Below are 22,900 nucleotides of genomic sequence, written 5' to 3'. Positions count from 1 at the left end.
TGTGCGCGACCGGGCGGACCGGCTCAGTGAGGTCCGCCCTGTGGGGCCGGGCGGTGGTCGCCGGTCGAACCGTCGATCAGCTCGCGCAGGATGTCCATGTGGCCGGCGTGCCGCGCCGTCTCCTCCACCATCCGGATGAGGACCCAGCGCAGTGACACCGTGGTCCCGCTCCAGGACGTGCCGACATCGTCCAGCGAGAGTTCGGCGATGGTACGGTCCGCGGCCGCGCGGGCCCGTCCGTAGAAGTCGACTATCCGTGCCGTGGTGTCGCCGGGCCCGGCGCTCATGTCCTCGCTCTTCCACGGGTCGAACCAGAGCGGCTCGGCCTCCCGGCCGAACGTGGTGCAGAGCCACCCGTACTCCACGGACGCGAGGTGCTTGACCAGGCCCAGCAGATTGGTCCCGGACGGCGTCATGCTCCGCCTGACCTGCTCCTCGTCCAGGTCCTCCAGCTTCCACAACACCGTGTCCCGGTGCCGGTCCAGGCTCGCGAGCAGGCTCTCCTTCTCGCCGCCGGTGAACGGGACCTTTCTGACCAGAGGATTCGTCATGACAGGGAACGTAGCAATGGCCACTGACAACAGAGCCGGCGAAGAATCAACGACCGAGACCCCCGCTCGTACCTACCAAGACCTCGTCGCAGAGGCCGAGTCAGAGTCCGTGGACGGCTGGGACTTCTCCTGGTTCGCGGGCCGCGCCACAGAGGAACGGCCGTCGTGGGGGTACGCGCGCGCGATGGGCGAACGCCTGGCGCGGGCCGATGCCGCGCTCGACATCCAGACCGGCGGCGGCGAAGTCCTCGCCTCCGCGCCCCGGCTGCCCCCGCTCACCATCGCCACCGAGGGCTGGCCGCTGAACGTGGCCAAGGCCACCGCCCTGCTGCACCCGCTCGGCGTCGCCGTGGTCGGCACACCCGAGGACGCGCCGCTGCCGTTCGCGGACGAGGCCTTCGACCTGGTGGTCAGCCGCCATCCGGTGTCCACCGACTGGCCGGAGATCGCCCGGGTGCTCCGCCCCGGCGGCACGTACTTCTCCCAGCAGGTCGGCCCGGCCAGCGTCTTCGAACTCACCGAGTACTTCCTCGGCCCGCAGCCGGAGGAGGTACGGCGTGGGCGCGACCCGGAGGCTGCGCGGGCGGCGGCCGAGTCCGCGGGCCTCGAGGTTGTCGACCTGCGCTCCGAGCGGCTGCGCATGGAGTTCCACGACATCGGGGCCGTGATCCACTTCCTGCGCAAGGTGATCTGGATCGTGCCGGACTTCACGGTCGCGGCGCACGAGCCCCGGCTCAGGACCCTGCACGAGCGGATCGAGGCGGACGGGCCCTTCGTCGCGCACAGCGCACGCTTCCTGATCGAGGCCCGCAAACCGGCCCAGGACTGACTAGGCGTGGGGGCCCACCGTCACCGCGCCCAACACCAACTCGGCCCGTGCCTCGAGCACTTCCCCCACCCGCTCGGCCTGCGCCTCCAACTCCCGCCGTCGAGCGCCCGTCAGTTCACCGAAGAGCTCCACGGTCACTGTCGTACGCCGCCCCTGCCGGCGCTGGTGCCACACCCCGGCGACCACCCCGTCCACCAGCACCACCGGATAGTTGCCGGCCTGTCCCCGCGCCAGCGCCCGCTCGTAGGCCACACCGGGGAACAGCGACTCCCGTGGCTGCGCGGCGATCCCGTAGGCGTCGAAGTACGGCAGCAGCCGCACCCCGCGCGGGGCCGACGCGGGGAAGCCGGTGTCGCCCGTGACCACCCACGCCGGCCCGTCGACCGGTGCGAAGTCGACCCGTTCGATCTCCCCGGCGGAGGCGAGCGAGGCGAACACCTCGGCGGCCCAACTCCGCGACGTCCCCAGCCACTTGGCGAAGTGCGCCGGCGTGGCCGGGCCGTAGGACCGCAGATGTTCGCGTACGAGCAGCGAGACGGCCGCGTTCGCGGGCAGCGGGGTGAACCGCGGCGGGCGCGTGTAGGTGACCTTGCGCCCCCGGTTGGGTCCGAAGCACAGCACGCCGGCGTGGCCCGCGAGGTGCATCACCTGTCGCCAGCGCGGCCACATCGTCTGGAACGCCGGCATCACCTCGTCGCCCGCCCAGGGACCGGTGCGTGCCACGACCTCCGCGGTCAGCTCGTCGATCGTCAGCGAAGCCCCCTCCAGCGCGTCACCGATCGCCGCGACCACCTCCTCGGTCTGCCCGGCGGTGAGCCGGATCTCCGGCGCGAACGGGCTCGGCGCCGCCGGAAGCGCGGACAGCGCACCGCTCCAGACGGGGAGCCCGGCGGAGGGCAGGAGGTGGATCGTGCCGCGCGGACCGAACGTCTTCACCAGCGAGCGCTCCTCCCCCAGCGCCGCCCGCACGTCCTGCCGGGTCACCCCGGCGAGGCGTACTCCCACCGAGAGTTCGGCCGCCGACATCACCTGTGCGTGCGCGCCGAGCATCTCCTCGACGACCTCGGCGACCGACACCTTCACCCCCGGGGCGCTCAGGAACTGCCGCTCCAGCCGTCGTGCGCTCGCCTGCTCCCAAGTGATCCTCATGAGGCGCACGCTAACCGCCCAATAGGTCAGTTCCTGACCGCTTTCCCGACGGCTTTCCTGACCGCTTTCCGGTGGCCGGTTCCTCGACCGCTTCCCTGAGCGGTTCCTGGACCGTTTTGGGCGCGACCGTTTTCCGCCGCCCCTCCTGCGCACCCCGGTCCCGCCCCGGCAGCGCAAAAGCCTTCGCGTGCTCCCGCATCGCACCCGTACGGTCGGACCGGACCGTACGGTCCGGTCCAGTAAGTGGCCGACCATGCGACCGACGCCCCGTCAGACGCCATCTTCACTACGGAGCTGACCATGCAAAAGGAAAAAGGGCCCTACAGCTGCGGCCTCGACGCCGCCGTCGACGTCGTCGGAGGCAAGTGGAAGCCGATGATCCTGTGGACCCTGCACGCCGGTGGCACCCTCCGCTTCGGCGAACTGCGCCGTCACATCTCCGGCGTCAGCGAGAAGATGCTGACCCAGCAGCTGCGAGAACTCGAGGCCGACGGGATCGTGCACCGCGAAGTGCACCGCGAGGTACCGCCCCGGGTGGAGTACTCCCTGACCGCGCTCGGCGGGCAGCTCAACGCGGCCCTGGTCCCGCTCGGCGAGTGGGGCGAACGGCATCTGGCCCGGTACATCGCCACCGAGCACGGAGCCGGGCACGGAGCCGAGCACGTACCCGAGCACGGAGATGTCACCGCTGCTCGCTGAGGATCACCCCGGGGCTGGGCCACGAGGGACTGCAAACGATCACAGGGTTTTCACATTGTTATCGAGGGCCCCGCAGACACCCCACAACTCTCACGTAAGCTCTCACCGAGCGAATTCGCTTGGGCAAAGCCGCACGGGCGGCATCGTGCGGTGGAGGGGGCCGCACGGCGTCGCCCCCGGGGCGGCCCGTTCCGTCCGGAGGCCGTCGGCTGCGCCGGGCCCGCCTCACCCGCCCTGCACGGCGATCCGCACTCCCGGCCGAACGCCCCACGAAGTCAGCGCCCCGGCCTCCGCCTCCAGCACGTGCCTGGCCCGTAAGCGGGGCAGCCCAACCCTCCCGGGCCGCATCGTCCGCACGGACAGAACCCGCAAGTCCCGGTCGAGATGGGCGACGTCGATCGCGAAGCGCATTCCCACGGTGTGCACCGAACTCGCCGGGGTCAGCAGCAGTGCCCCCTCCGTGCCCGTGCGTCCGAGCAGTCCACGGCGCCGTGCGCGAGCCGACGCGGCGATTTCCAGGGGGACCGGCTGGGGCCGTTCCGGTGTGGTGAACGTGGCCATGGCCGCGAAGGTAGCGGCCCTCCATTCGAAGGCGTCAAGGACGCGTTCCGCGCCGCGTTCCCTCTTGTGGAGTATTGGCGGGTGCCGCCGACGGTCTCGTGCAGAGGGCTCAAAACGCTCAGTATCTTCCGGAAAGGGAGTGCCGGATCGCCCGAATGGCCTCTGCTGTCCCTCGTATGGCGCTGCGAAACGCCGAGTTCAGGCCATGATCACGTCTCGAGCTGGCCCCGATCGGCCCCTGAAGGGGCCCCTCCGGGCCCATCTGGGTGTCGTCAGGCAACTTCGGAGAGTAGTTGTGGCATGCCGATGCGCGCAGCATCACTTACGAAGGGTTATGGTGGAAACCCCCCCTCGGGCCGGTCCGTCTCCCCCCCACGGACCGGCCCGTTTTCTTTGTCCGTGCGCACCCCGCCCCGCGCCCCTTCCCGCACGGCATCCCGGCCCCGTCACGCACCGCATCCCGCGCCTGTCACGCATCGCCTCCCGGGCCTGCCCCGGTGCCCCGTCCCGAACCCGTCCCCCACCGCACCGCACCGCCCAGCACCGCAAGGAACCCCGAGCTCGTTCCTGTCCACCGTCCGTCCTCCAGCCCTCCCGGCGCACGCACGGGGCGCGCGAAAACCGCACGGGGCGCACACCGGCGACCGCAGCGCACCCCCCGCACGCGGCGAGTGCCCGAGCCGGACAGCGCATCCCCAGCACGCCGTGAGGGCGCGAGTCGGCCCCGGCGCCCGCTGCGAGGCGCCGCCGTCCTCCCGCGGGAATGGGGGGCCGCAGACGGGGAACGCGGCGGTATGAGGGATGAGGCGGGGTACGAACATCTCGGTCGACCCCCGGCCCGCTTCTGCGCTCCACTCGCTCATGTCGAAGGACGCACCCCCGTACAGCGCTTTGCCTGCCGCAACGCCGACCCGCGGGTGGTGTGGGCCGCTCCCGCGAAGTGTCCGGATCGTGGCGGTGCGGGATGCGGTGCGGGATGCGGTGCGGTGCGACACGGGGTGGAGTGGAGGTACGGCGCGGGATGGTGATGGAGGTGCGACGCGGCGTGGGACGGAGGTGCGGCGCGAGGCACGGTACGACGTGCGGCGCGAGACGCGGTACGACGTGCGGCGCGAGACGCGGTACGACGTGCGGCGCGAGGCACGGTACGACGTGCGGCGCGAGACGCGGTACGACGTGCGGCGCGAGACGCGGTACGACGTCTGGCGCGAGGCGCCGTGGAACATGTGGCGCCGGGTGTGGAACCGGCCCGGCGCACCCTCGCCGCGCGGCGACGGCCCAACACCCCAAGGGATGGGGGTCGCCGCACAGCGGTAGGGTGGCGGCCTCGGGACCGCCGTTCGCACGTGCCCAAGGGGCCGACCGCGGACATGTCCGTGAGACCGCGGGGGACCCGGAGACCGCCATCTGCACGGAGAGGCTGACGAACTAGTGAACCTGCGCGACAACCTGCGCCGCTTGCTGGTCAGGTTCTATGCACGCAGGGTGGAAGGCCACCTCGACCACGCCCAGGTGCCCAAGCACGTCGGCGTCATCATGGACGGCAACCGACGCTGGGCGAAGGCCGCCGGCTCCACCACGGTGCAGGGTCACCGGGCCGGTGCGGACAAGATCGAGGAGTTCCTCGGCTGGTGTTCCGAGACCGACGTCGAGGTCGTCACCCTGTGGCTGCTGTCGACCGACAACTTCGACCGCCCGCAGGAGGAACTCGGCCCGCTGCTCGGCATCATCGAGAACGTCGTCAGCTCGCTCGCCGCCGACGGCCGCTGGCGGGTGCACCACGTGGGCACGCTCGACCTGCTGCCCCCCGGCATGCAGACGGTGCTCAAGGAGGCGGAGGAGTCCACCTCCCACGTCGACGGAATACTGGTCAACGTCGCCATCGGTTACGGCGGTCGCCAGGAGATCGCCGACGCGGTGCGCTCGATGCTCCTCGAAGCCCATGAGAAGGGCGCCTCGATGGCGGACCTCGCCGAGAGCCTCGACACCGACATGATCGGCAAGCACCTCTACACGAGTGACCAGCCCGACCCCGACCTCGTCATCCGCACCAGCGGTGAGCAGCGGCTGTCCGGTTTCATGCTGTGGCAGACGGCCCATTCGGAGTACTACTTCTGTGAGGTCTTCTGGCCGGCCTTCCGCAAGGTCGACTTCCTGCGCGCGCTGCGCGACTACGCGGCGCGGCACCGGCGCTACGGCGGCTGACGCCTGCGTCACCCGAACGGCATCCGTACCTCCGATGAGGTGCACGGCACCCCCACTGGGGCGAAAGTAACGCGGAGTTCACCGGCGCGCCGTCATACCGCATGGCATGGCGGCGCTCGTTCGAGGGCATAAGCCAACCAGGTCGACTCCCGAACCACGGGTGTCGTATCTCAGCGGACGGCACGGGGCTGTCCGCCCGGGAGGCCCTTTGCACCAGCCCGACCGTGTGGTCAACACGGACGAGACGGAGGGCCGGTGCTCGGCCCGCGCAGCGTGGTCCGAGCCCGGTCCAGTTCCTCATCGTCGCTCCCCGACCTCATCCGAGGGGGTACGTCCTTCCGTGGTGACCAGCACAAAGCGCCACAAGCCAGACCGGCGCACTTACGTTCTCGACACCAGCGTCCTGCTGGCCGACCCGAACGCCATGAACCGCTTCGACGAGCACGAGGTCGTGCTCCCGATCGTCGTGGTCACGGAACTGGAGGCCAAGCGGCACCATCCCGAACTCGGCTACTTCGCCCGGCAGGCCCTGCGTCTGCTCGACGACTACCGCGTACGGTACGGCCGTCTCGACGCCCCCATCCCGACCGGGGAACTCGGCGGGACCGTCCGGGTCGAGCTCAACCACTCGGACCCCAGCGTGTTGCCCAGCGGCTACCGCCTGGGGGACAACGACTCCCGCATCCTCGCGGTCGCCCGCAACCTGCAGGCCGAGGGGTACGACGTCACGGTCGTCTCCAAGGACCTGCCGCTCAGGATCAAGGCCTCCTCCGTGGGCCTCCTCGCCGAGGAGTACCGCGCGGAGCTCGCCATCACGGACACCTCCGGCTGGACCGGAATGTCCGAACTGACCCTGGCGGCCGAGCAGGTCGACCTCCTGTTCGAGGAGGAGTCGCTGTATGTCCCCGAGGTCGCGGACCTCCCGGTGCACACGGGCCTGATGATCCAGTCCGAGCGCGGCAAGGCACTCGGGCGCGTCACGGCCGACGGGAACGTACGTCTGGTTCGGGGTGACCGGGAGGCGTTCGGCATCAAGGGCCGCAGCGCCGAGCAGCGCATTGCACTCGACCTGCTGCTCGACCCGGACGTGGGGATCGTGTCGATGGGCGGACGGGCCGGCACCGGCAAGTCGGCGCTGGCACTGTGTGCGGGTCTGGAGGCGGTGCTCGAGCGGCGCCAGCACCAGAAGGTGATGGTCTTCCGGCCGCTGTACGCGGTGGGCGGCCAGGAACTGGGCTATCTGCCCGGTTCCGAGGCCGAGAAGATGAGCCCCTGGGCGCAGGCGGTCTTCGACACTCTGTCGGCGGTCACCTCGCGGGAGGTCATCGAGGAGGTCACCGCGCGCGGCATGCTGGAGGTTCTGCCGCTGACGCACATCCGCGGCCGGTCCCTCCACGACGCGTTCGTCATCGTGGACGAGGCCCAGTCGCTGGAGCGAAACGTTCTGCTGACCGTTCTGTCCCGGATCGGGGCGAATTCACGCGTCGTGCTGACCCATGACGTGGCCCAGCGGGACAACCTCAGGGTCGGGCGGTACGACGGAGTGGTCGCCGTCGTGGAGAAACTGAAGGGGCATCCGCTCTTCGCCCATGTCACCCTGACGCGGTCCGAGCGTTCGCAGATCGCCGCGCTGGTGACCGAAATGCTGGAGGACGGCCAGATCTGATCACTTCTGGTCGGGTCTGCTCAACCTCGTAGCGATACGCACCGGTTGGAGGAGCTACCCGACGGTTGGCGCCGTCCGGCAAAGGCAAAGATCTTAGCCGGGCGGCGCCTCTTTGTGTGACCTTTTTGAGGAAACTCCTGGGGCCATCGGGGTGTGAGCTTTCACACCCACCCCAGAATTGCCTTGCGGTCTTTGGTTACGGCAGAGTCTCAGTCCTGTCAGGCCCCGCATACGACACACCTGTATCCCCAGCGGTACGGAACAACAAGAACTTCATAGTGATCGTCGTATGCCGCCCGAGCATCACGCGGCGCTCCCGTACGGGAGTTGCCCACCGGGCCCGTGCTTCCGTGACCCCGCAGTTGGGAAGCCAGCGCCAGGGGCACGATTGCGTCCGCGAGGGTCACCTAAGCGGGCGATGCTGGAAGGAAAACCGTGTGAGCCGGATTTCGGTCCGGGGATTCGCAGTGGCCTCGGCCACGGCGGTCACCACTGTCGGCGCTGTGGTCGGCGTTGCCCAGGGCAGCACCGCACAGCAGGCGAACGATGCCGAGGCGACGGCGAGTGACGCGACCCTCCTCGCGGACATACCGACGGGCCAGCAGGCTCAGGTGCAGACCGCTTCCCTGACGCAGCAGGCCGACGCACAGGCCATCGCCGCGGACGTCACAGCCAAGAAGTCGGCGGAGGAAGCGGCTCGCAAGCAGGCGGCCGAGGACGCGGTGGCCAAGCAGAAGGCCGCCGAGAAGGCCGAGCAGGAGGCCAAGGAGCGCAAGGAGGCGGAGCTGGCGGCCAGCCGCTCCGCGACGCGGGACGCCTCCAGCTTCGCAACGCAGTCGTCGTACACGGCCGCCGAAGTCCAGGCCATGGCACGTCAGATGGTGCCCGCCGATCAGTTCCAGTGCTTCAGCAACATCGTGGAGCGCGAGTCCAGCTGGAACTACCGGGCGGACAACCCCACGTCCGACGCCTACGGCCTCATGCAGGCGCTGCCCGGCTCCAAGATGTCCTCCGCGGGCGCCGACTGGGCGACCAACCCGGCCACGCAGATCAAGTGGGGCCTCAACTACATGGAAAGCCGCTACGGCAGCCCCTGCGGAGCCTGGAACTTCTGGCAGGCCAACAACTGGTACTGAGCCGGCTCGGCCGCGGCCCGTTCAACTCTCTTGACCTGCGATGTCGGAAGGAAACCGTGTGAGCCGGATATCGGCCAGGGGATTCGCCGTGGCCTCGGCCACGGCGGTCACCACTGTCGGCGCCGTGGTCGGTGTCGCGCAGGGCAACACTGCCCAGACCGCGAACGACACCGAGGCGACGGCGAGCGACTCGACTCTCCTCGCTGACTTACCCGCGGGCCAACAGGCTCAGGTGCAGACCGCCTCCCTCACGGAGCAGGCCGACTCGCAAGCCATCGCCGCGGACACCACCGCGAAGAAGTCGGCGGAGGAGGAGGCCCGCAAGCAGGCCGCCAAGGACGCTGTCGCCAAGCAGAAGGCCGCAAAGCAGGCCGAGCAGGACGCCAAGGACCGCCTGGAGGCGCAGCAGAAGTCCAGCCGCGCCGACACACGCGACGCCGGCGACCCCACACCGGAGGCTCCGTCCGCGCCACAGTCCTCGTACACGGTCGCCGAGGTCCAGGCCATCGCGCGCCAGATCGTGCCGGCCGGTCAGTTCCAGTGCTTCAGCAACATCGTGGACCACGAGTCCACCTGGAACTACAAGGCGGTCAACCCCACCTCGGGTGCCTACGGGCTCGTCCAGGCCTACCCCGGCTCCAAGATGTCGTCCGTCGGCGCCGACTGGCAGACCAACCCGGCCACCCAGATCAAGTGGGGCCTCAACTACATGAACGACCGTTACGGCAGCCCTTGCGATGCCTGGGATTTCTGGCAGGCCAACGGTTCCTACTGAGTCGGCCACACCGCGGTCGCTCAACTTTTCGAAGCCCCTCCCCGTCCTAGGGTGAGGGGCTTCGGCCATGTACGGTTCACACCGGACGGCTCCGGGGGAGAGGTTGCGCACGACGGGGGAAGAGGACGGACCATGTCGCGAGTGCCAGAGTGGCTGGGCAGGCTCGGCGCCGGACTGACCGAGTTCAGCAGACGCCTCGAAGCCCGCCGTGCGGAGGTCGAGCGGGAACAGGCAGACGAGGAGGCCGACGCAACCGGCGCCCCCCTCCCCGCGGCGAGCTCCTCCGCCGGCCCCTCGCGTGAGCCCCGTCCCCCACACGAACCCGGTCCTTCGAGCGAGCCCGGCCCTTCGAGCGAGCCTGGCCCTTCCAGCGAGCCCGGTCCCGCGGACACCGCGGAATCCGCCCGCGCCGCCGACTCCGCCGCTCGGGGCGAGGACTCCTCCGCGGAACGCTTCCCGTCCCCCGCCGCCTCGGAACCCCCCAAGGGCCCACCGCCCCCCGGTTACCCGGCCGTCGTACCGGGACCGGCCCGCCCCGATCCGGCCGCCGCCGTTCCGTGGGGCGTACGCGTGGCGGCCGAGGCAGGGTGGCGGATGCTGGTGCTCGCCGGAACCCTCTGGGTGCTGATGCGGGTCATCAGCGCCGTCCAACTGGTCGTCCTCGCCTTCGTCGCCGCGCTGCTCATCACGGCGCTGCTGCAACCCGCGGTGGACCGGCTCAGACGCCACGGCGTGCCGCGCGGACTAGCCACCGCGCTCACCGCCGTCCTCGGGTTCGTCATCATGGGTCTGGTCGGCTGGTTCGTGGTCTGGCAGGTCATGGAGAACCTCGACAACCTCTCGGACCAGATCCAGGACGGCATCGACGAACTACGGCGCTGGCTGCTGAAGAGTCCGTTCCATGTGACCGAGGACCAGATCAACGACATCGCCCAGAACCTGCGCGAGGCGATCGCGGACAACACGGACCAGATCACCTCCGCCGGGCTCGAGGGCGTCACGGTCGTCATCGAGGCGCTGACCGGCATCCTCCTGACGGTCTTCTCGACCCTCTTCCTCCTCTACGACGGCAAGAAGGTCTGGGAGTGGTCGCTGAAGCTGGTACCCGCCGCCGCCCGGCCGGGTGTGGCCGGTGCGGGGCCGCGCGCCTGGGGCACCCTGACGTCATACGTCCGCGGCACGGTGGTCGTGGCTCTGATCGACGCCATCTTCATCGGCCTGGGCATCTTCTTCCTCGGCGTACCGATGGCCGTCCCGCTCGCCGTTCTGATCTTCCTGTTCTCGTTCATCCCGCTGGTGGGTGCGGTGGTCTCGGGCGCCCTCGCGGTCGTGGTCGCCCTGGTGACCCAGGGGGTGTTCACAGCGGTCATGACGCTGGTGGTGGTCCTGGCGGTCCAGCAGATCGAAGGCCACATCCTCCAGCCCTTCATCCTGGGCCGCGCGGTACGAGTCCACCCACTCGCGGTGGTGCTCGCGGTGGCGGCAGGCGGAATGGTGGCCGGAATCGGCGGCGCGGTGGTGGCGGTCCCTCTGGTCGCCGTGACGAACACGGTGGTGTCCTACTTCCAATCCCGCGCGCGGGACTCGCACCCCGGGTAATCCAGCACGATCGCCCACCCCGCAGCCGCGAGGAGCCCACCCGGCAAAGCCGGAGGCCTTTCCTCGTACGACCGTGGCCCGGATCCGGACCCAGGTGCGGTGTTCGGCTACTCGGTCCGCAGGCCCTCCGGACGCATCATCCGCACCAGCGGCGGCAGGCTCAGCAGGGTCACCCCCATGACCACCAGCGCGCCGACACCCGTCATGGACAGCACGCTCATCCAGTCGACGCTCACCGGGATGTCGGACATCTTCAGCAGGACCGTGCCCAGCGTGATGCCCACCACCGCCGCCAGCGTCAGGCCGAGGCCGACCGGGACGGCCGTCTGCCACAGCACCGACATGGTCAGCGTGCGGCGCCGGGTGCCGAAGGCGACCAGCGCCGACAGCAGCTTCCTGCGCTCGCGCAGCTGCTCCAGCTGCGAGACCAGCAGACTCGCACCGATCAGCAGCAGGACGCACGACGCGCCCACGAACAGCCCGACGCGGATGTTCTCGTACTCGTCGCTGCGCTGGCTGGAGGCCCACAGCGAGGGTTCCACGAGCGGATCGATCCTCGCCGCGGTGTTCCGCACCAGATCGCGGACGTCCGGTACGGATTCGTCGAGCTTGAGGTAGAGCTGTCCCGTGACGGCCGGTGCGGCGTGCGCCGGCAGTGCGCTCGGGGTGATCAGGAAGCCGCCGCGCTCGATCCCGGTGGGGTCCATGCGCGGTTGGGCCTGCTTGAGGTCCTTCGGCAGGGTCCAGGCGGCCTCCGTCGACCGCGGCAACCCTGAGTCGGACGGGTCGAGATACAGGGGCCGGCCCAGCTCGACCAGCTTCGCCGTGGCGTCGTCGTCCGCGGCACCCTTGATGGCGAAGACGTCGCCGTCACGGCAGGAGGGCAGCGTCGCCACCTCACGCAGGGACGCACAGTCGCCGACGGTCACCGAGGAGAAGAGCTGGGAGTCCTTGCGCCGCTCGCCGACGTAGCCTTCGGAGTAGGCGATGACCTGCCGTACACCCTTGGTCTCGGTGAACTTCCCGACGGCGGATGCGAGCGGAACGTCCTCCGGCACCGTGAACTGCATCTGCGCCCGCGTGAGGTCGTTCTTCGTGTACTCCGTGTACTCGCCCTCGGCGCCCGTGAACAGCATCTGCAGGGCGATCGCGCCGGCCACCGCCACCGCGATGCCATTGACCATGCGGGCCGCCGTGCCACTGCTCAACTGGAGCCTGCGGATGGCAAGTTGCCAGGAGACGCTGCCGGAGCCGAGCCGGGCGACCACCACCTCGACGGCCCACGGGAGCAGCGCCGTCACACCGATCAGCAGCAGCAGCACGCCACCGGTCACCAGGTACTCGTTGAACTCCCCGTTGTCCCGCCCGTTGCCGATCATCGGGTAGAGCATGGCCAGTCCGCCCAGCGGCAGCAGCAGCCGCCACCACAGCCGGCGCCGCGCGGGCCTGGCGGTCCGCACCACACCGAGCGGCTCGATGACCACGCCGCGCAGCGCGAGCATGGTGACCAGCACGGCGGCCGCCGGGACCGCGACCGCGACCAGGGCGGCGAGCCCGAGCGACGGGTTCAGGTAGTCGGGGAACACACTGATCTCGAAGAGCTCGATATCCGCCGCGAGCTGACGACCTATCAGGAAGAAGCCGGCGCCGAAGCACAGACCGAGCACCGCGCCCGCCAGCGCCTCACCGGTGGCGATCCGCCGGGTCATCCGGCTGTCGGAACCGATCAGCCGGAGCGCCGCGAGCCTGCGGTCGCGCCGCTCGCCGCCGAACCGCACGGCCGCGGCGATGAAGATGGCGACCGGGGTCAACAGCACCACGAAGACGACCAGGACCATCAGCAGAAGCACGGGATCCAACGGGCTGTCCGAGCTGCCGTCGTCCTCCGACCCGAACTTGTCGATGCGGACCACGATGGAGTTCTCGGGATCCAGTACGAGCCCTTCGCCGCCCGCGTAGAAGAGGAGTTCGGCGGGGCCGATGAGCCCGGTGTCGGCGATGGTCCCGACGACGCGGTACCGCAGCCGATCACGCAGGAGCTTCCCCTCGTCCGACCCCAGCAACTCCTTCAGGGCGGGGGAGACCACCATCTCACCGGCGCCGGGGAGCTTGTCGACTCCCACTGGAACCGGTGCCCGGGACCCTTCCGGCTGCAGCAGTGCTCCGCCGACGCTCTCCTCGCGATAGGTGGTCGTGGCGTCGGCGGCCAGGAGGGTGTTGTCGCCCTTGGATACCTCGCGGTCGGTGTAGGTGAAGAGCATGCGGGCAGCCGCGCGCTCGTCCCGCTTCTCCAGCACGTTGGGTATCGCGGCGGTGAGCAACAGCAGCGCCACCCCCAGTCCGACACCGACGGCCGTCAGCAGCAGCCGGCCCCATCCCTCACGCCCGCCGGTGAACGCGAACCTGACCCCCATGGCCAGGTCCCTCGACCACCCCCAAGGTCTCGACTCCGCTCGAGCGGTGGGGTGCCCGCCGCGCGCACTCATACAATGCGCTCCATGTCCCGTGACCTGCCGTCGCGCACCACGATCTCGCGGTCGGAGTAGGCGGCCACCCGCGCCTCGTGCGTGACCAGGACGACGGCGGCGTTCGCGGACCGGGCAGCCTCCGTCAGCAACTCCATCACCCGCTCACCGTTGAGCGAGTCGAGAGCGCCGGTGGGCTCGTCGGCGAAGAGCACCCGCGGGTTGGTGACCAGCGCGCGGGCCACGGCGACCCGCTGACCCTGACCGCCGGAGACCTCGCCGGGCCGCTTGGCCTTGAGGTCGTCGACCTCCAGCCGCTCCATCCACGACAGGGCCGTGCGCTCGGCGTCCTTGCGTCCGGTCCCGTTCAGCCGCAGCGGCAGCGCGACGTTCTCGACGCAGGTCAACTCGGGTACGAGCTGGCCGAACTGGAAGACGAACCCGAACTCGGAGCGGCGCAGCGCGCTGCGCTGGGCGTCGTTCATGGTCGCCATCTCGCGGCCGTCGTACAGGATCGAGCCCGAGTCCGGTGTGACGATGCCGGCGAGGCAGTGCAGCAGGGTCGACTTTCCGGAGCCGGAGGGGCCCATCACGGCGACGACCTCGCCCGGGTGGATGGAGAACTCGGCACCGTCGAGGGCGTTGGTGGGGCCGTACGCCTTGCGCAGGTCGTGGGCCGCGAGCAGGGAGCCTGCAGGAGTCATCGGGTTACCACCTCGGCGAGCTTGTCGAGACGCGCCGCGGTCAGCTCCAGCCACCGCAGGTCGGCCTCCAGATGGAACAGGGCGTGGTCGCAGATCAGTTGGTCCGCGAGGTTGCCCTTGCGCTTACGGTCGGTGAGGATGCGCATCATCCGCAGGTGTTCCGAGCGCTGGGTGTCGAGGATGTCGGACGCGTTGCGGTTCGTCAGCAGCGCGAGGACGACTTTCGTGTACAGGGTCGACTGGAGGTACGGCTCCGGCGCCTCCGGGGTGGCGAGCCACCGCTGGACATCGGTGATGCCCGCGTCGGTGATCGCGTACCGCTTGCGCTCCGGACCGCCGCCCGCCTCGATGCCGTCGACCTCCACGAGGCCGTTCTTCAGCAGCCGGGACATCGTCGAGTAGACCTGACCGTAGTGCAGCGGCCGGTCGTGCCCGAACTTCTCGTCGAAGGCCCGCTTCAGGTCGTAACCGTGCCGGGGCCCGGACTCCAGGAGCCCTAGGAGTGTGTGACCGATGGACATGTCAGGGACTCTACACAGGGCGTATACGCCCCATGTATACGTGTGATTCATAGTCGATCGCGCGGAGATGTGAAGCCCCAGGCCGAGGGTCTTTGTCACGGTTCTGTGACGGCGTCCGGAGCCTCGCCCGCAGCGGTCCAGTCTCCCGCCCGAAACACCTTCCGCGCCCGGGCGCGTGCCTTCCGCCGACGGGCTCGCCTTCCGCCCGAGACGCCTTCCGCGCCCGGGCGCGTGCCTTCCGCCGGCGGGCTCGCCTTCCGCCCGTGGGTTGCCTTCCCGATCCGCAAGGACACCTGCGGTCCGCAGACGCGCTCCGCGAGGACACCTGACCCTCCGTGGTCGGGTTCTGCGAGTACAGCTGGCGTCCTTGGACGGGCTCTGCGGGGACACTTGGCGTCCGTGGACGGCTCGGCTTCCGCCGGTACGTGCCGTCCGTCCGGGGATCCAAGGGTGGACGGCAGGCGCGGCCCCGCGCCGGGTGGAATTGCCGGCGCCCGCCGACCGCGAAGGGGTCGCGCTCGCCCACGAGGGTCGGCGCGGGAGCGGCGGGGTACCCCGGTCGCGTGCGGCGAGGTCCCCCCGGTCGCGCACGGCGGGTTCCCCGGTCGCCCGCCCGCCGCTGCGGGGTTCTCCGGTCGCCCCGCCCGCCGCTGCGGGGTTCTCCGGTCGCCCCGGCCGCCGCTGCGGGTTGCCCGGTCGCCCCGGCCGCCGCTGCGGGCTCCCCGGCCGCCGCTGCGGCGTCCGCAGGGGAGGGGCCGCCCCGAGCTTCGGCCGGGCGGCGCACGAGGGAGAGGCTACGGCTCCGGGTCGCCGGAGGCGGGCGGGCGTCCTCGGCGTGGGATCGGCCCCGCTCCGCCGGGCAGGCGCCCCGCCTCAGCGAGGGCCCTGCGCAGCAGGAACTCGATCTGTGCGTTGGCCGAGCGCAGTTCGTCCCCCGCCCACCGCGCGAGCGCGTCGTACACCAGCGGATCAAGCCGCAACAGCACCTGTTTGCGCTGCTGCGGCCGCCGCTTGGGGTTCTCCCCCGAGGAGGGAGCCGTCACTGGTAGAGCGACCCGGTGTTGAGCACGGGCTGCGGGGCCCGGTCCCCGCACAGCACGACCATCAGATTCGACACCATCGCCGCCTTCCGTTCGGAGTCCAGTTCCACGATGTCCTGCTCGGTGATCCGGGTGAGCGCCGCCTCGACCATCCCGACGGCCCCGTCCACGATCTGCCGCCGCGCTGCCACGACCGCACCCGCCTGCTGGCGCTGCAGCATCGCCGAGGCGATCTCGGGAGCGTAGGCGAGGTGCGTGAACCGCGACTCGATGATCTGTACACCGGCGGCCTCCACGCGCGCGTGGAGCTCCACCGCGAGCTTCTCGGTGATCTCCTCCGCGTTGCCGCGCAGCGACAGTTCCGACTCGTCGTGGGCGTCGTACGGGTACTCGATCGCTATGTGCCGGACGGCGGCCTCGGTCTGGGTGGAGACGAACTCCAGGAAGTCGTCCACCTCGAAGGTCGCCTGGGCGGTGTCCGCGACCTTCCAGACCACGACCGCCGCGAGCTCTATCGGGTTGCCGTAGGCGTCGTTGACCTTGAGTACGGCGGTCTCGTGGTTGCGGACGCGCGTCGAGACGGTGGTGCGCGAGGTGAAGGGGTTCACCCAGCGCAGCCCGTCCTGGCGGATCGTGCCGCGGTAGCGGCCGAAGAGCTGGACCACCCGGGCCTCACCCGGCGAAACCATGTTCAGTCCGCACATCGCGAGGAACGCGGCGAGCCCGACCAGGATGCCGCCGATGATCAGCGCGACCTTGAAGCCGGTCGCCGCGACCAGCGTCCCGCCCACGACCAGGCAGGTGCCGAGCAGCAGTCCGGCCAGGCCCAGCAGTAGGGCGAGACCCCCACCGATGCTGTTCGCGGCGAACTCGCGCACCTGCGGCGAGGGCATCTCAGGGGTTCCGGACGGCATCGCGTCGGAGGGTGCGGTATTGGACATGGGTTCCCCGTTCATGAGTGTGGTCCTGGGTCGTGCGGCAGCGGGCCCAGCACGGCGCGTCCAGGCGGCGCGACCCAGGGTCGGTGTGGCCCGGACCGGGCCTGCCCCCGAGATAACTCGCTGCTTACTAAGTGATATCACAATACCGCGGACTTGGCCCAGGGAAGCAACCTTCTGCCCCTCCCGCTCGTCGGTAATCGGTGGGGAATACTCGTTCCTCTGGGAATTGGGTGCTGATTATCACGTCCGGACAAGTCCGGATTGATGAACTTTTGTCCCCGGCCAGTGGTGTTAGCTTGCAGAGCTGACCTGAACTGCCCGCTGCTGATGACGGGCGAGACGGACGAGGCCGACAAGAGCGAAGCGGAGCGGATCGGATCGATGGGACGAGCGGAAGAGAGACGGGCGCGCCAGCGTGGCGGTCGCAGGGCGGCTCCCAAGCGTTCATCGGGCGGCGGTCGCACGGGCATACGCCGCTTCGTCAACTGGAAGACGATGCTTGGTACGTTCTTCGGCTTCTGCCTGCTCGCGATGGGCGGCTTCATCGCCGTGTACCTGCTGGTGGACGTTCCCAAGGTGGCCAACGCGGACGCCGAGAAGCAGAGCAACGTCTACGAGTACAGCGACGGCACGCTGCTGGCCCGCGTCGGCTTCAACCGCGAGATCGTGGACCTCGACCAGGTGCCCAAGGAGGTCCAGCGGACCTTCGTCGCCGCCGAGAACAAGACTTTCTACACCGACGCCGGCGTCGACCTGAGGGGCACCGCGCGGGGCATCCTCAACACCCTGATGGGCAAGGGTAAGCAGGGCGGCTCGACGATCACCCAGCAGTACGTCAAGAACTACTACCTGACGCAGGATCAGACGGTCACCCGCAAGCTGAAGGAGATCGTCATCTCGCTGAAGGTGGACCAGTCCGAGACCAAGGACGCCATCCTCGCGGGCTACATCAACACCAGCTACTACGGTCAGGGCGCGTCCGGCATCCAGGCCGCCGCGCAGACCTACTACCACAAGGACGCGGTGAAACTGACCGTGGCCGAGGGCGCCTACCTGGCCTCGACTCTCCAGGCCCCGAGCCAGTACGCCTGGTCCACCGCGACACCCACCGGACGGCAGCTGGTGAAGCAGCGCTGGAACTACACGCTGGACAACATGGTCGAGCAGGGCTGGCTGGACAAGTCCGAACGCGACGACATGAAGTTCCCCGTGCCCAAGGCGCCCAAGGCGGCTCCCGGTCTCGAGGGCCAGACCGGCTATCTGGTGGAGGCGGCCAACGACGCGCTGAAGAAGCAGCTCGTCGCGCAGGGTGAGAGCGCGGAGGACGCCGAGGCGCTGGTCCAGAAGGAGCGAGGCTGGACCATCACCCTCAACATCGACAAGAAGAAGCAGAAGAAACTGGCGGCGGCCGTCAAGAACCAGCTGACCAGCAAGCTCAACGCGAAGAAGCGCAAGGTCGACGGCAACGTCCAGGCCGGTGCCGCCTCCGTCGACCCCAGAACCGGCAAGGTGGTCGCCATGTACGGCGGCACGGACTACGTCAAGCACTTCAGGAACAACGCCACGCGCCGCGACTATCAGCCCGCCTCCACCTTCAAGCCGGTGATCCTCGCCGCGGCCCTGGACGAGAAGGCCGAGACGCAGGACGGCGAACCGATCACGGCGGACACCATCTACGACGGCACCAGCAAGCGGCCCGTCGAGCAGAACGGCGAGAAGGTCGGGTTCGCGCCGCCGAACGAGGACGACCAGGACTATGGCGACGTCACCGTCCAGACCGCGATGAACAAGTCCATCAACTCCGTCTTCGCACAGATGGGTGTCGACGTCGGTATGACCGAGGTGATGGCGGTCGCCAAGAAGCTGGGCATGGACACCACGGGCATGGAGGCGGTGCCCGCGCAGACCCTCGGCACCATGGGCGCGAGCCCGCTGGAGATGGCCGGGATCTACGCCACCCTGGACAACCACGGCAAGAAGGTCACCCCGGCGCTCGTCCAGTCGGCCAAGCACAAGGACCGCACGGTCACCTTCCCGGACCCGTTCGGTGCGCAGGTCATCAGCCCCGAGGCGGCCGACACCGTCACCTCGGTGCTGACGGGCGTGGTCGACGACGGTACGGCCAGGGAGTCGGTGCGGAACAACCCCGCCCGCAAGGGGCAGAAGGTCGCCGGAAAGACGGGCACCTCCGACAACAACAAGTCGGCCTGGTTCACCGGGTACACGCCCACTCTGGTCACTTCCGTGGGTCTGTTCGGCGAGGACGCCAAGACCTCCGCGCAGGTCACCCTGCAGGGCGCCACGGGCCGTCTCCCGGGCAAGGGACGCGTCAACGGCGGTGGCTATCCCGCTCAGATCTGGGCGGAGTACACCTTCGGGGTGATGGGCACGGTCACCAAGTTCGACCTGGACACCGAGCAGGGCGCGGCGGTCGCGCCCACCAGCACGCCGACCTCGGCACCGCCCAAGACGTCCGCGCCGCCGAGCAACACGCCCTCGCCGCCTCCGCCGCCGAAGAACGACCCCGCGACGTCCCCACCGCCGAGCAACGACCCCGCGACGTCCCCACCGCCGGACGACGAGCCGGCGAACCCGAGTTCGGAACCCGTCAACACGACGCCGCCGCCCGAGGACGGACCGCCGGAGAATCCCGGCGGCGGGAACGAGCCCAACCAGTAGCCCCCCGCGGCAACGACACAAGGGCGCCCGGAGCCAGACGGCTCCGGGCGCCCTTGTGTGCGGAAGACCCGCAGTCGCCGCTGAGGGTGCCGACGCGGCCGCACCTGCTCGCCGCCGCTGGGGTCGAGGCCGCCGCCGACCAGGAGGACGCGCTCGGCCGCGCGGGCGACCAGGCCGCCGGGGGCGTCGGCCCCCGGCGCCTCATCCCTGGTTCAGCTCGAACCAGACCACCTTCCCGGTGCTGAGCCGGGTCGCGCCCCACCGCCGGGCCAGCTTGTTCACCAGGTACAGCCCGCGCCCGCCCTCATCGGTGGCGCGGGCCTGGCGCAGGCGCGGCAGCTGCGGCACGTCGTCGCCGACCTCGCAGCGCAGCACGTCCGTACGCAGCAGCCGCAGGGTGACCGGCCGCGAGGCGTACCGCACCGCGTTCGTGACCACCTCACTGACGAGCAGCTCCACGGAGTCGCTCAGGTCCTCCATGTCCCAGCGCGACAGCGCCTTGCGGGCCAGCCGGCGGGCCTTGCCGGGTGCCGCGTCCTCCGGCTCCAGGTGCCAGTAGGCCACATCGCTCGGCGCGATCCCGTCGAAGCGGGCGGCGAGCAGCGCGATGTCGTCGTCCCGGTCGCCCGGGCCGAGCATGTCGAGCACCTCGTCGCACAGCGCCTCGAGCGGCGGCGGATGGTCGGCGCCCGTCAGCTGGGCGGTGGCGGCAAGCCGTTCGCGCAGCTGCTCTATGCCCGTCCAGACGTCCCGGAGGCGGGACTCGACCAGGCCGTCGGTGTAGAGCAGCAGCGTGGCCCCGGCGGGCGCGTCCAGCTCCACCGCCTCGAAGTCCACTCCGCCCACGCCGATCGGGGCACCCGGCGGCACCCGCAACACCTCGGCCCGGCCGCCCAGATGCAGCAGCACGGGCGGCGGATGACCGGCGTTGGCGATGGTGATGCGGTGCGAGACCGGGTCATAGACGGCGTACAGGCAGGTCGCCATCCGGTCGGTGCCGAGCCGCTGGGCCTGCTCGTCGAGGTGATGCAGCACCTCCTGCGGCGGCAGGTCCAGTCCGGCCAGCGTCTGCGCGGTGGTGCGCAGCTGACCCATGATCGCGGCGGACGTCATGGAGTGGCCCATGACATCGCCGACGACGAGGGCGACCCGGCTGCCGGGCAGCGGGATCGCGTCGTACCAGTCGCCGCCCACCCGCGCGGTCTCCGCCGCGGGCAGATAACGGGACGCCAGCCGCACGCCCGTGGGGCGCGGCAGCGTCTCCGGCAGCATCGTGCGCTGCAACTCGTCGGCGATATACGCCTCACGGCCGTAGAGCACCGCCTTGTCGATGCCGAGCGCGCTGTGCGTGGCGAGCTGGGCCGCGACCAGCAGGTCGTCCGTCTCGAAGGCCGGACGGTCCGGCCGGCGCAGGAACAGCGCGGCACCGATGACCCGTCTGCGGCCGCGCAGCGGAGCCAGGATGGCCCGCTGACCGCCGGGCACCGCGAAGTCCTCGCCGAGCAGCTCGGGCAGCGCCGCCCGGGCCGTGGGCGCGTCCGCGAAGACGGGCCGTACCCCGCGCAGCACTTCGGCGAGCGCACCGCCGATCCGCACCTCGCACAGATCGGAGCTGACCGCGAGGTCCGGCTCCGGCTGCTGCACCGCGGCCATGAATCCGCCGTCGGTGTCCCGGTCCTCCGGGATCCGGTCCGAGCGGCGCAGCCGCAGCACCATGGGGCCGGTGGGCCGCTCGTCGCCGACCGGCAGCGGATCGCGCAGATAGACCAGGATCGCGTCGGAGAAGGTCGGCACCGTGGCCCGGCACAGCCCCATCACGATCTCGTCGAGGTCTATGCCGCGGGCGATCCGCCTGGTGGCGGCGCCGACGAACCGCAGCCGGTCGCCGTCACGCCGCATCGGCATGGGCCCGGCCGGCAGCGCCTGCCCGGTCCGCCGCTCCAGTCCGCCGGGAGCGTTGCCGTCCGAGTGTTCCGAGTGTTCCGAGTGCTCGGAGTGTCCCGTCTCCGCGCCGGGCTGCACCGGCACTCCGGTGTGCGCGGGCCGCGGCCGGTGCGGGTCGGGTTCGGCGTCCGAGGGCTGGGAGTGCTCCGGGCCGGGCGGCACCGGCACCCCGGACGGGCCCACGGACGCGGGAGCGCCCGACGGGCCGTGGTTGCCGCCTGTGGACGCCCCGGAGGGCGTGTGCCCGCCGGCGGGCACGGCAGCGGCGGCGCCCTGCGCACCGGGCTGGGGGCCCGCCACGACCGGCGTATCGCCCGCGGCGGCCGGTGTGCCGCCCGCGGTGCTCCCGCTCAGCGGCAGCCCCGTGGCGGGGCACTGAGCGGCTTCGGGCGCCGGCTCCCCGGTGCGGGCCTGAGCTGGTAAGGCCGCCGCCGTGGGGGGCATGGGTGGCTCCGGGGTACGCAGGAGCGCCCCGCGGGCGTCCGCGGGGGCGGGGGGCCGCACAGCGCTCGGCTGGCGGTGCTCATGCGGTGTGGGGTGCTCCGTCACGCGTGTCGAATCCATCCGTCCGGGGCTGCGCGCCGTACGCGACTTGTATCAGGTGCGTCGGCAGTTGAGGAACAGCTGGTGCTCAGGAATGGGGTCTCCCCTGCTCACGGGGGTCCCCCCGGTCGAGGGAAGCCGAGAGCTCGGGGAAGCTTGGTTGCTCTCCGGTGCGTAGGCGTACGAGCTCTCCCCGGCGATCTCGAAGCCTGTCTCGCACACGACCCGGCGCAGTTCGTCCCGCAGGAAACCCGATACCCGGACCGTGTGTCCCAGGAACGGAATCTCCGTGTCGTCCAGCTCGGCCTCGACCATCGAGAGCGCGAGCAGTCCTCCGGGCTCGAGCAGCCGGTGGAACTGCCGCAGTGCGTAAGGGATCTCGTCACGGGGCAGCATAAGCAGAGTGAAGAAACAGGTGATGGCGTCGAACCGGCCCAGGCCGCCCGGCCCTTCGGCCCTGAGTGAGGCCACATCGCGGTGCAGCAACTCCGCCTCCGGCACGTTCCTCGCGGCCAGCTCCAGCATGCCGGTGGACAGGTCGACACCCACCACCGAGTGTCCCGTGTCGGTGAGTTGACGAGCCGTCGGCAGTCCCGTGCCGCATCCGACGTCCAGTATGCGCGATCCGGCCGGGAGCGACTCGATGAGCCACCGGCCGGCCGCCAACTGGCCCTCTTTGTGCGGGTATGCCTGGTCGTACCGGGCGCCGATGGCGTCGAAGGCCTCCGCCTGGCCGGTACGGTCCGGTCTCACGCCGTACCCTTCGTACCCCTCGTGCCCGTTGCGCCCCTCGCTCACGTCCCTGCCGCCCCTCGGTGACATTTGGTCAGGCCCAGCGCATGCTCCGGGAGTTGTGCCCTGCAACCCTTTGCGGAGGACGATCCTACGGTTGT

Annotated in this window: 19 protein-coding genes; 9 read left to right on the top strand and 10 right to left on the bottom strand. The window is 70.3% G+C overall.

Annotation, left to right across the window (positions count from 1 at the left end):
* Window positions 1-23: 23 nt before the first annotated feature.
* Window positions 24-551, bottom strand: a complete 528-nt coding sequence (locus tag EF387_RS29470) for a DinB family protein (protein ID WP_128379663.1) — start codon at window positions 549-551, stop codon at window positions 24-26.
* A 16-nt stretch (window positions 552-567) separates the two neighbouring features.
* On the opposite strand from EF387_RS29470, the gene EF387_RS29465 reads away from it, so the two are divergent.
* Window positions 568-1,380 (top strand): class I SAM-dependent methyltransferase, encoded by an 813-nt coding sequence (locus tag EF387_RS29465; protein ID WP_128379662.1) that lies wholly within the window; start codon window positions 568-570, stop codon window positions 1,378-1,380.
* Here the strand turns inward: EF387_RS29465 and EF387_RS29460 are convergent, their stop codons facing one another.
* Window positions 1,381-2,529: a winged helix DNA-binding domain-containing protein gene (locus EF387_RS29460; protein ID WP_128379661.1), complete on the bottom strand. Its 1,149-nt coding sequence runs from the start codon at window positions 2,527-2,529 to the stop codon at window positions 1,381-1,383.
* A 300-nt stretch (window positions 2,530-2,829) separates the two neighbouring features.
* On the opposite strand from EF387_RS29460, the gene EF387_RS29455 reads away from it, so the two are divergent.
* Window positions 2,830-3,228, top strand: a complete 399-nt coding sequence (locus EF387_RS29455) for a winged helix-turn-helix transcriptional regulator (RefSeq protein ID WP_128379660.1) — start codon at window positions 2,830-2,832, stop codon at window positions 3,226-3,228.
* Between the two features lie 225 nt (window positions 3,229-3,453).
* Here EF387_RS29455 and EF387_RS29450 read toward each other — a convergent pair whose 3' ends face one another.
* Complete coding sequence (locus tag EF387_RS29450) at window positions 3,454-3,789, bottom strand: DUF192 domain-containing protein (protein WP_128379659.1); 336 nt, start codon at window positions 3,787-3,789, stop codon at window positions 3,454-3,456.
* 1,056 nt (window positions 3,790-4,845) lie between these two features.
* On the opposite strand from EF387_RS29450, the gene EF387_RS29445 reads away from it, so the two are divergent.
* The 6 genes from EF387_RS29445 to EF387_RS29420 all read left to right on the top strand — a co-directional run bounded on the left by EF387_RS29445 (window position 4,846) and on the right by EF387_RS29420 (window position 11,170).
* Window positions 4,846-5,106 carry a hypothetical protein gene (locus EF387_RS29445; protein WP_128379658.1) on the top strand — a complete coding sequence of 87 codons (261 nt, stop codon included), beginning with the start codon at window positions 4,846-4,848 and terminating at the stop codon, window positions 5,104-5,106.
* Window positions 5,107-5,220: 114 nt separating this feature from the next.
* Window positions 5,221-5,994, top strand: coding sequence for an isoprenyl transferase (locus EF387_RS29440; protein WP_128379657.1), 774 nt, complete (start codon window positions 5,221-5,223; stop codon window positions 5,992-5,994).
* Between the two features lie 340 nt (window positions 5,995-6,334).
* Window positions 6,335-7,660 (top strand): PhoH family protein, encoded by a 1,326-nt coding sequence (locus tag EF387_RS29435; RefSeq protein ID WP_128379656.1) that lies wholly within the window; start codon window positions 6,335-6,337, stop codon window positions 7,658-7,660.
* Between the two features lie 437 nt (window positions 7,661-8,097).
* On the top strand, window positions 8,098-8,796 hold the full coding sequence (locus tag EF387_RS29430) for an aggregation-promoting factor C-terminal-like domain-containing protein (protein WP_128379655.1): 699 nt from the start codon (window positions 8,098-8,100) through the stop codon (window positions 8,794-8,796).
* A 58-nt stretch (window positions 8,797-8,854) separates the two neighbouring features.
* A complete protein-coding gene (locus tag EF387_RS29425) occupies window positions 8,855-9,571 on the top strand; it encodes an aggregation-promoting factor C-terminal-like domain-containing protein (RefSeq protein ID WP_128379654.1) in 717 nt (238 codons plus the stop codon).
* Window positions 9,572-9,703: 132 nt separating this feature from the next.
* Window positions 9,704-11,170, top strand: a complete 1,467-nt coding sequence (locus tag EF387_RS29420) for an AI-2E family transporter (protein ID WP_128379653.1) — start codon at window positions 9,704-9,706, stop codon at window positions 11,168-11,170.
* Between the two features lie 107 nt (window positions 11,171-11,277).
* Here EF387_RS29420 and EF387_RS29415 read toward each other — a convergent pair whose 3' ends face one another.
* The 5 genes from EF387_RS29415 to EF387_RS29395 all read right to left on the bottom strand — a co-directional run bounded on the left by EF387_RS29415 (window position 11,278) and on the right by EF387_RS29395 (window position 16,856).
* Window positions 11,278-13,584 (bottom strand): ABC transporter permease, encoded by a 2,307-nt coding sequence (locus EF387_RS29415; protein ID WP_128379652.1) that lies wholly within the window; start codon window positions 13,582-13,584, stop codon window positions 11,278-11,280.
* 68 nt (window positions 13,585-13,652) lie between these two features.
* Window positions 13,653-14,339, bottom strand: coding sequence for an ABC transporter ATP-binding protein (locus EF387_RS29410; RefSeq protein WP_128379651.1), 687 nt, complete (start codon window positions 14,337-14,339; stop codon window positions 13,653-13,655).
* The gene (locus EF387_RS29405) at window positions 14,336-14,860 is read right to left on the bottom strand and encodes a PadR family transcriptional regulator (protein WP_128379650.1); all 525 of its coding nucleotides are present in this window, start codon (window positions 14,858-14,860) and stop codon (window positions 14,336-14,338) included. Before EF387_RS29405 ends, EF387_RS29410 begins: the two co-directional genes overlap by 4 nt.
* 794 nt (window positions 14,861-15,654) lie before the next feature.
* On the bottom strand, window positions 15,655-15,903 hold the full coding sequence (locus EF387_RS29400) for a type II toxin-antitoxin system antitoxin (RefSeq protein WP_128379649.1): 249 nt from the start codon (window positions 15,901-15,903) through the stop codon (window positions 15,655-15,657).
* Complete coding sequence (locus tag EF387_RS29395) at window positions 15,900-16,856, bottom strand: SPFH domain-containing protein (protein ID WP_238431765.1); 957 nt, start codon at window positions 16,854-16,856, stop codon at window positions 15,900-15,902. Before EF387_RS29395 ends, EF387_RS29400 begins: the two co-directional genes overlap by 4 nt.
* A gap of 366 nt (window positions 16,857-17,222) precedes the next feature.
* Between EF387_RS29395 and EF387_RS29390 the strand changes: the two genes are divergently transcribed.
* Window positions 17,223-19,520, top strand: coding sequence for a transglycosylase domain-containing protein (locus tag EF387_RS29390; RefSeq protein WP_128379701.1), 2,298 nt, complete (start codon window positions 17,223-17,225; stop codon window positions 19,518-19,520).
* 201 nt (window positions 19,521-19,721) lie between these two features.
* Here the strand turns inward: EF387_RS29390 and EF387_RS29385 are convergent, their stop codons facing one another.
* Both EF387_RS29385 and EF387_RS29380 read right to left on the bottom strand, forming a co-directional pair.
* Window positions 19,722-21,908 (bottom strand): SpoIIE family protein phosphatase, encoded by a 2,187-nt coding sequence (locus EF387_RS29385; protein ID WP_420802637.1) that lies wholly within the window; start codon window positions 21,906-21,908, stop codon window positions 19,722-19,724.
* Window positions 21,909-22,061: 153 nt separating this feature from the next.
* Window positions 22,062-22,829, bottom strand: coding sequence for a class I SAM-dependent DNA methyltransferase (locus EF387_RS29380; protein ID WP_128379647.1), 768 nt, complete (start codon window positions 22,827-22,829; stop codon window positions 22,062-22,064).
* Window positions 22,830-22,900: the final 71 nt, after the last annotated feature.

It is taken from the genome of Streptomyces cavernae (assembly GCF_004023625.1).
Classification (GTDB): Bacteria; Actinomycetota; Actinomycetes; order Streptomycetales; family Streptomycetaceae; genus Streptomyces; species Streptomyces cavernae.
The sequence above is the reverse complement of the archived record's forward strand: the minus strand, read 5'-3'. Positions and strand labels throughout refer to the sequence as shown.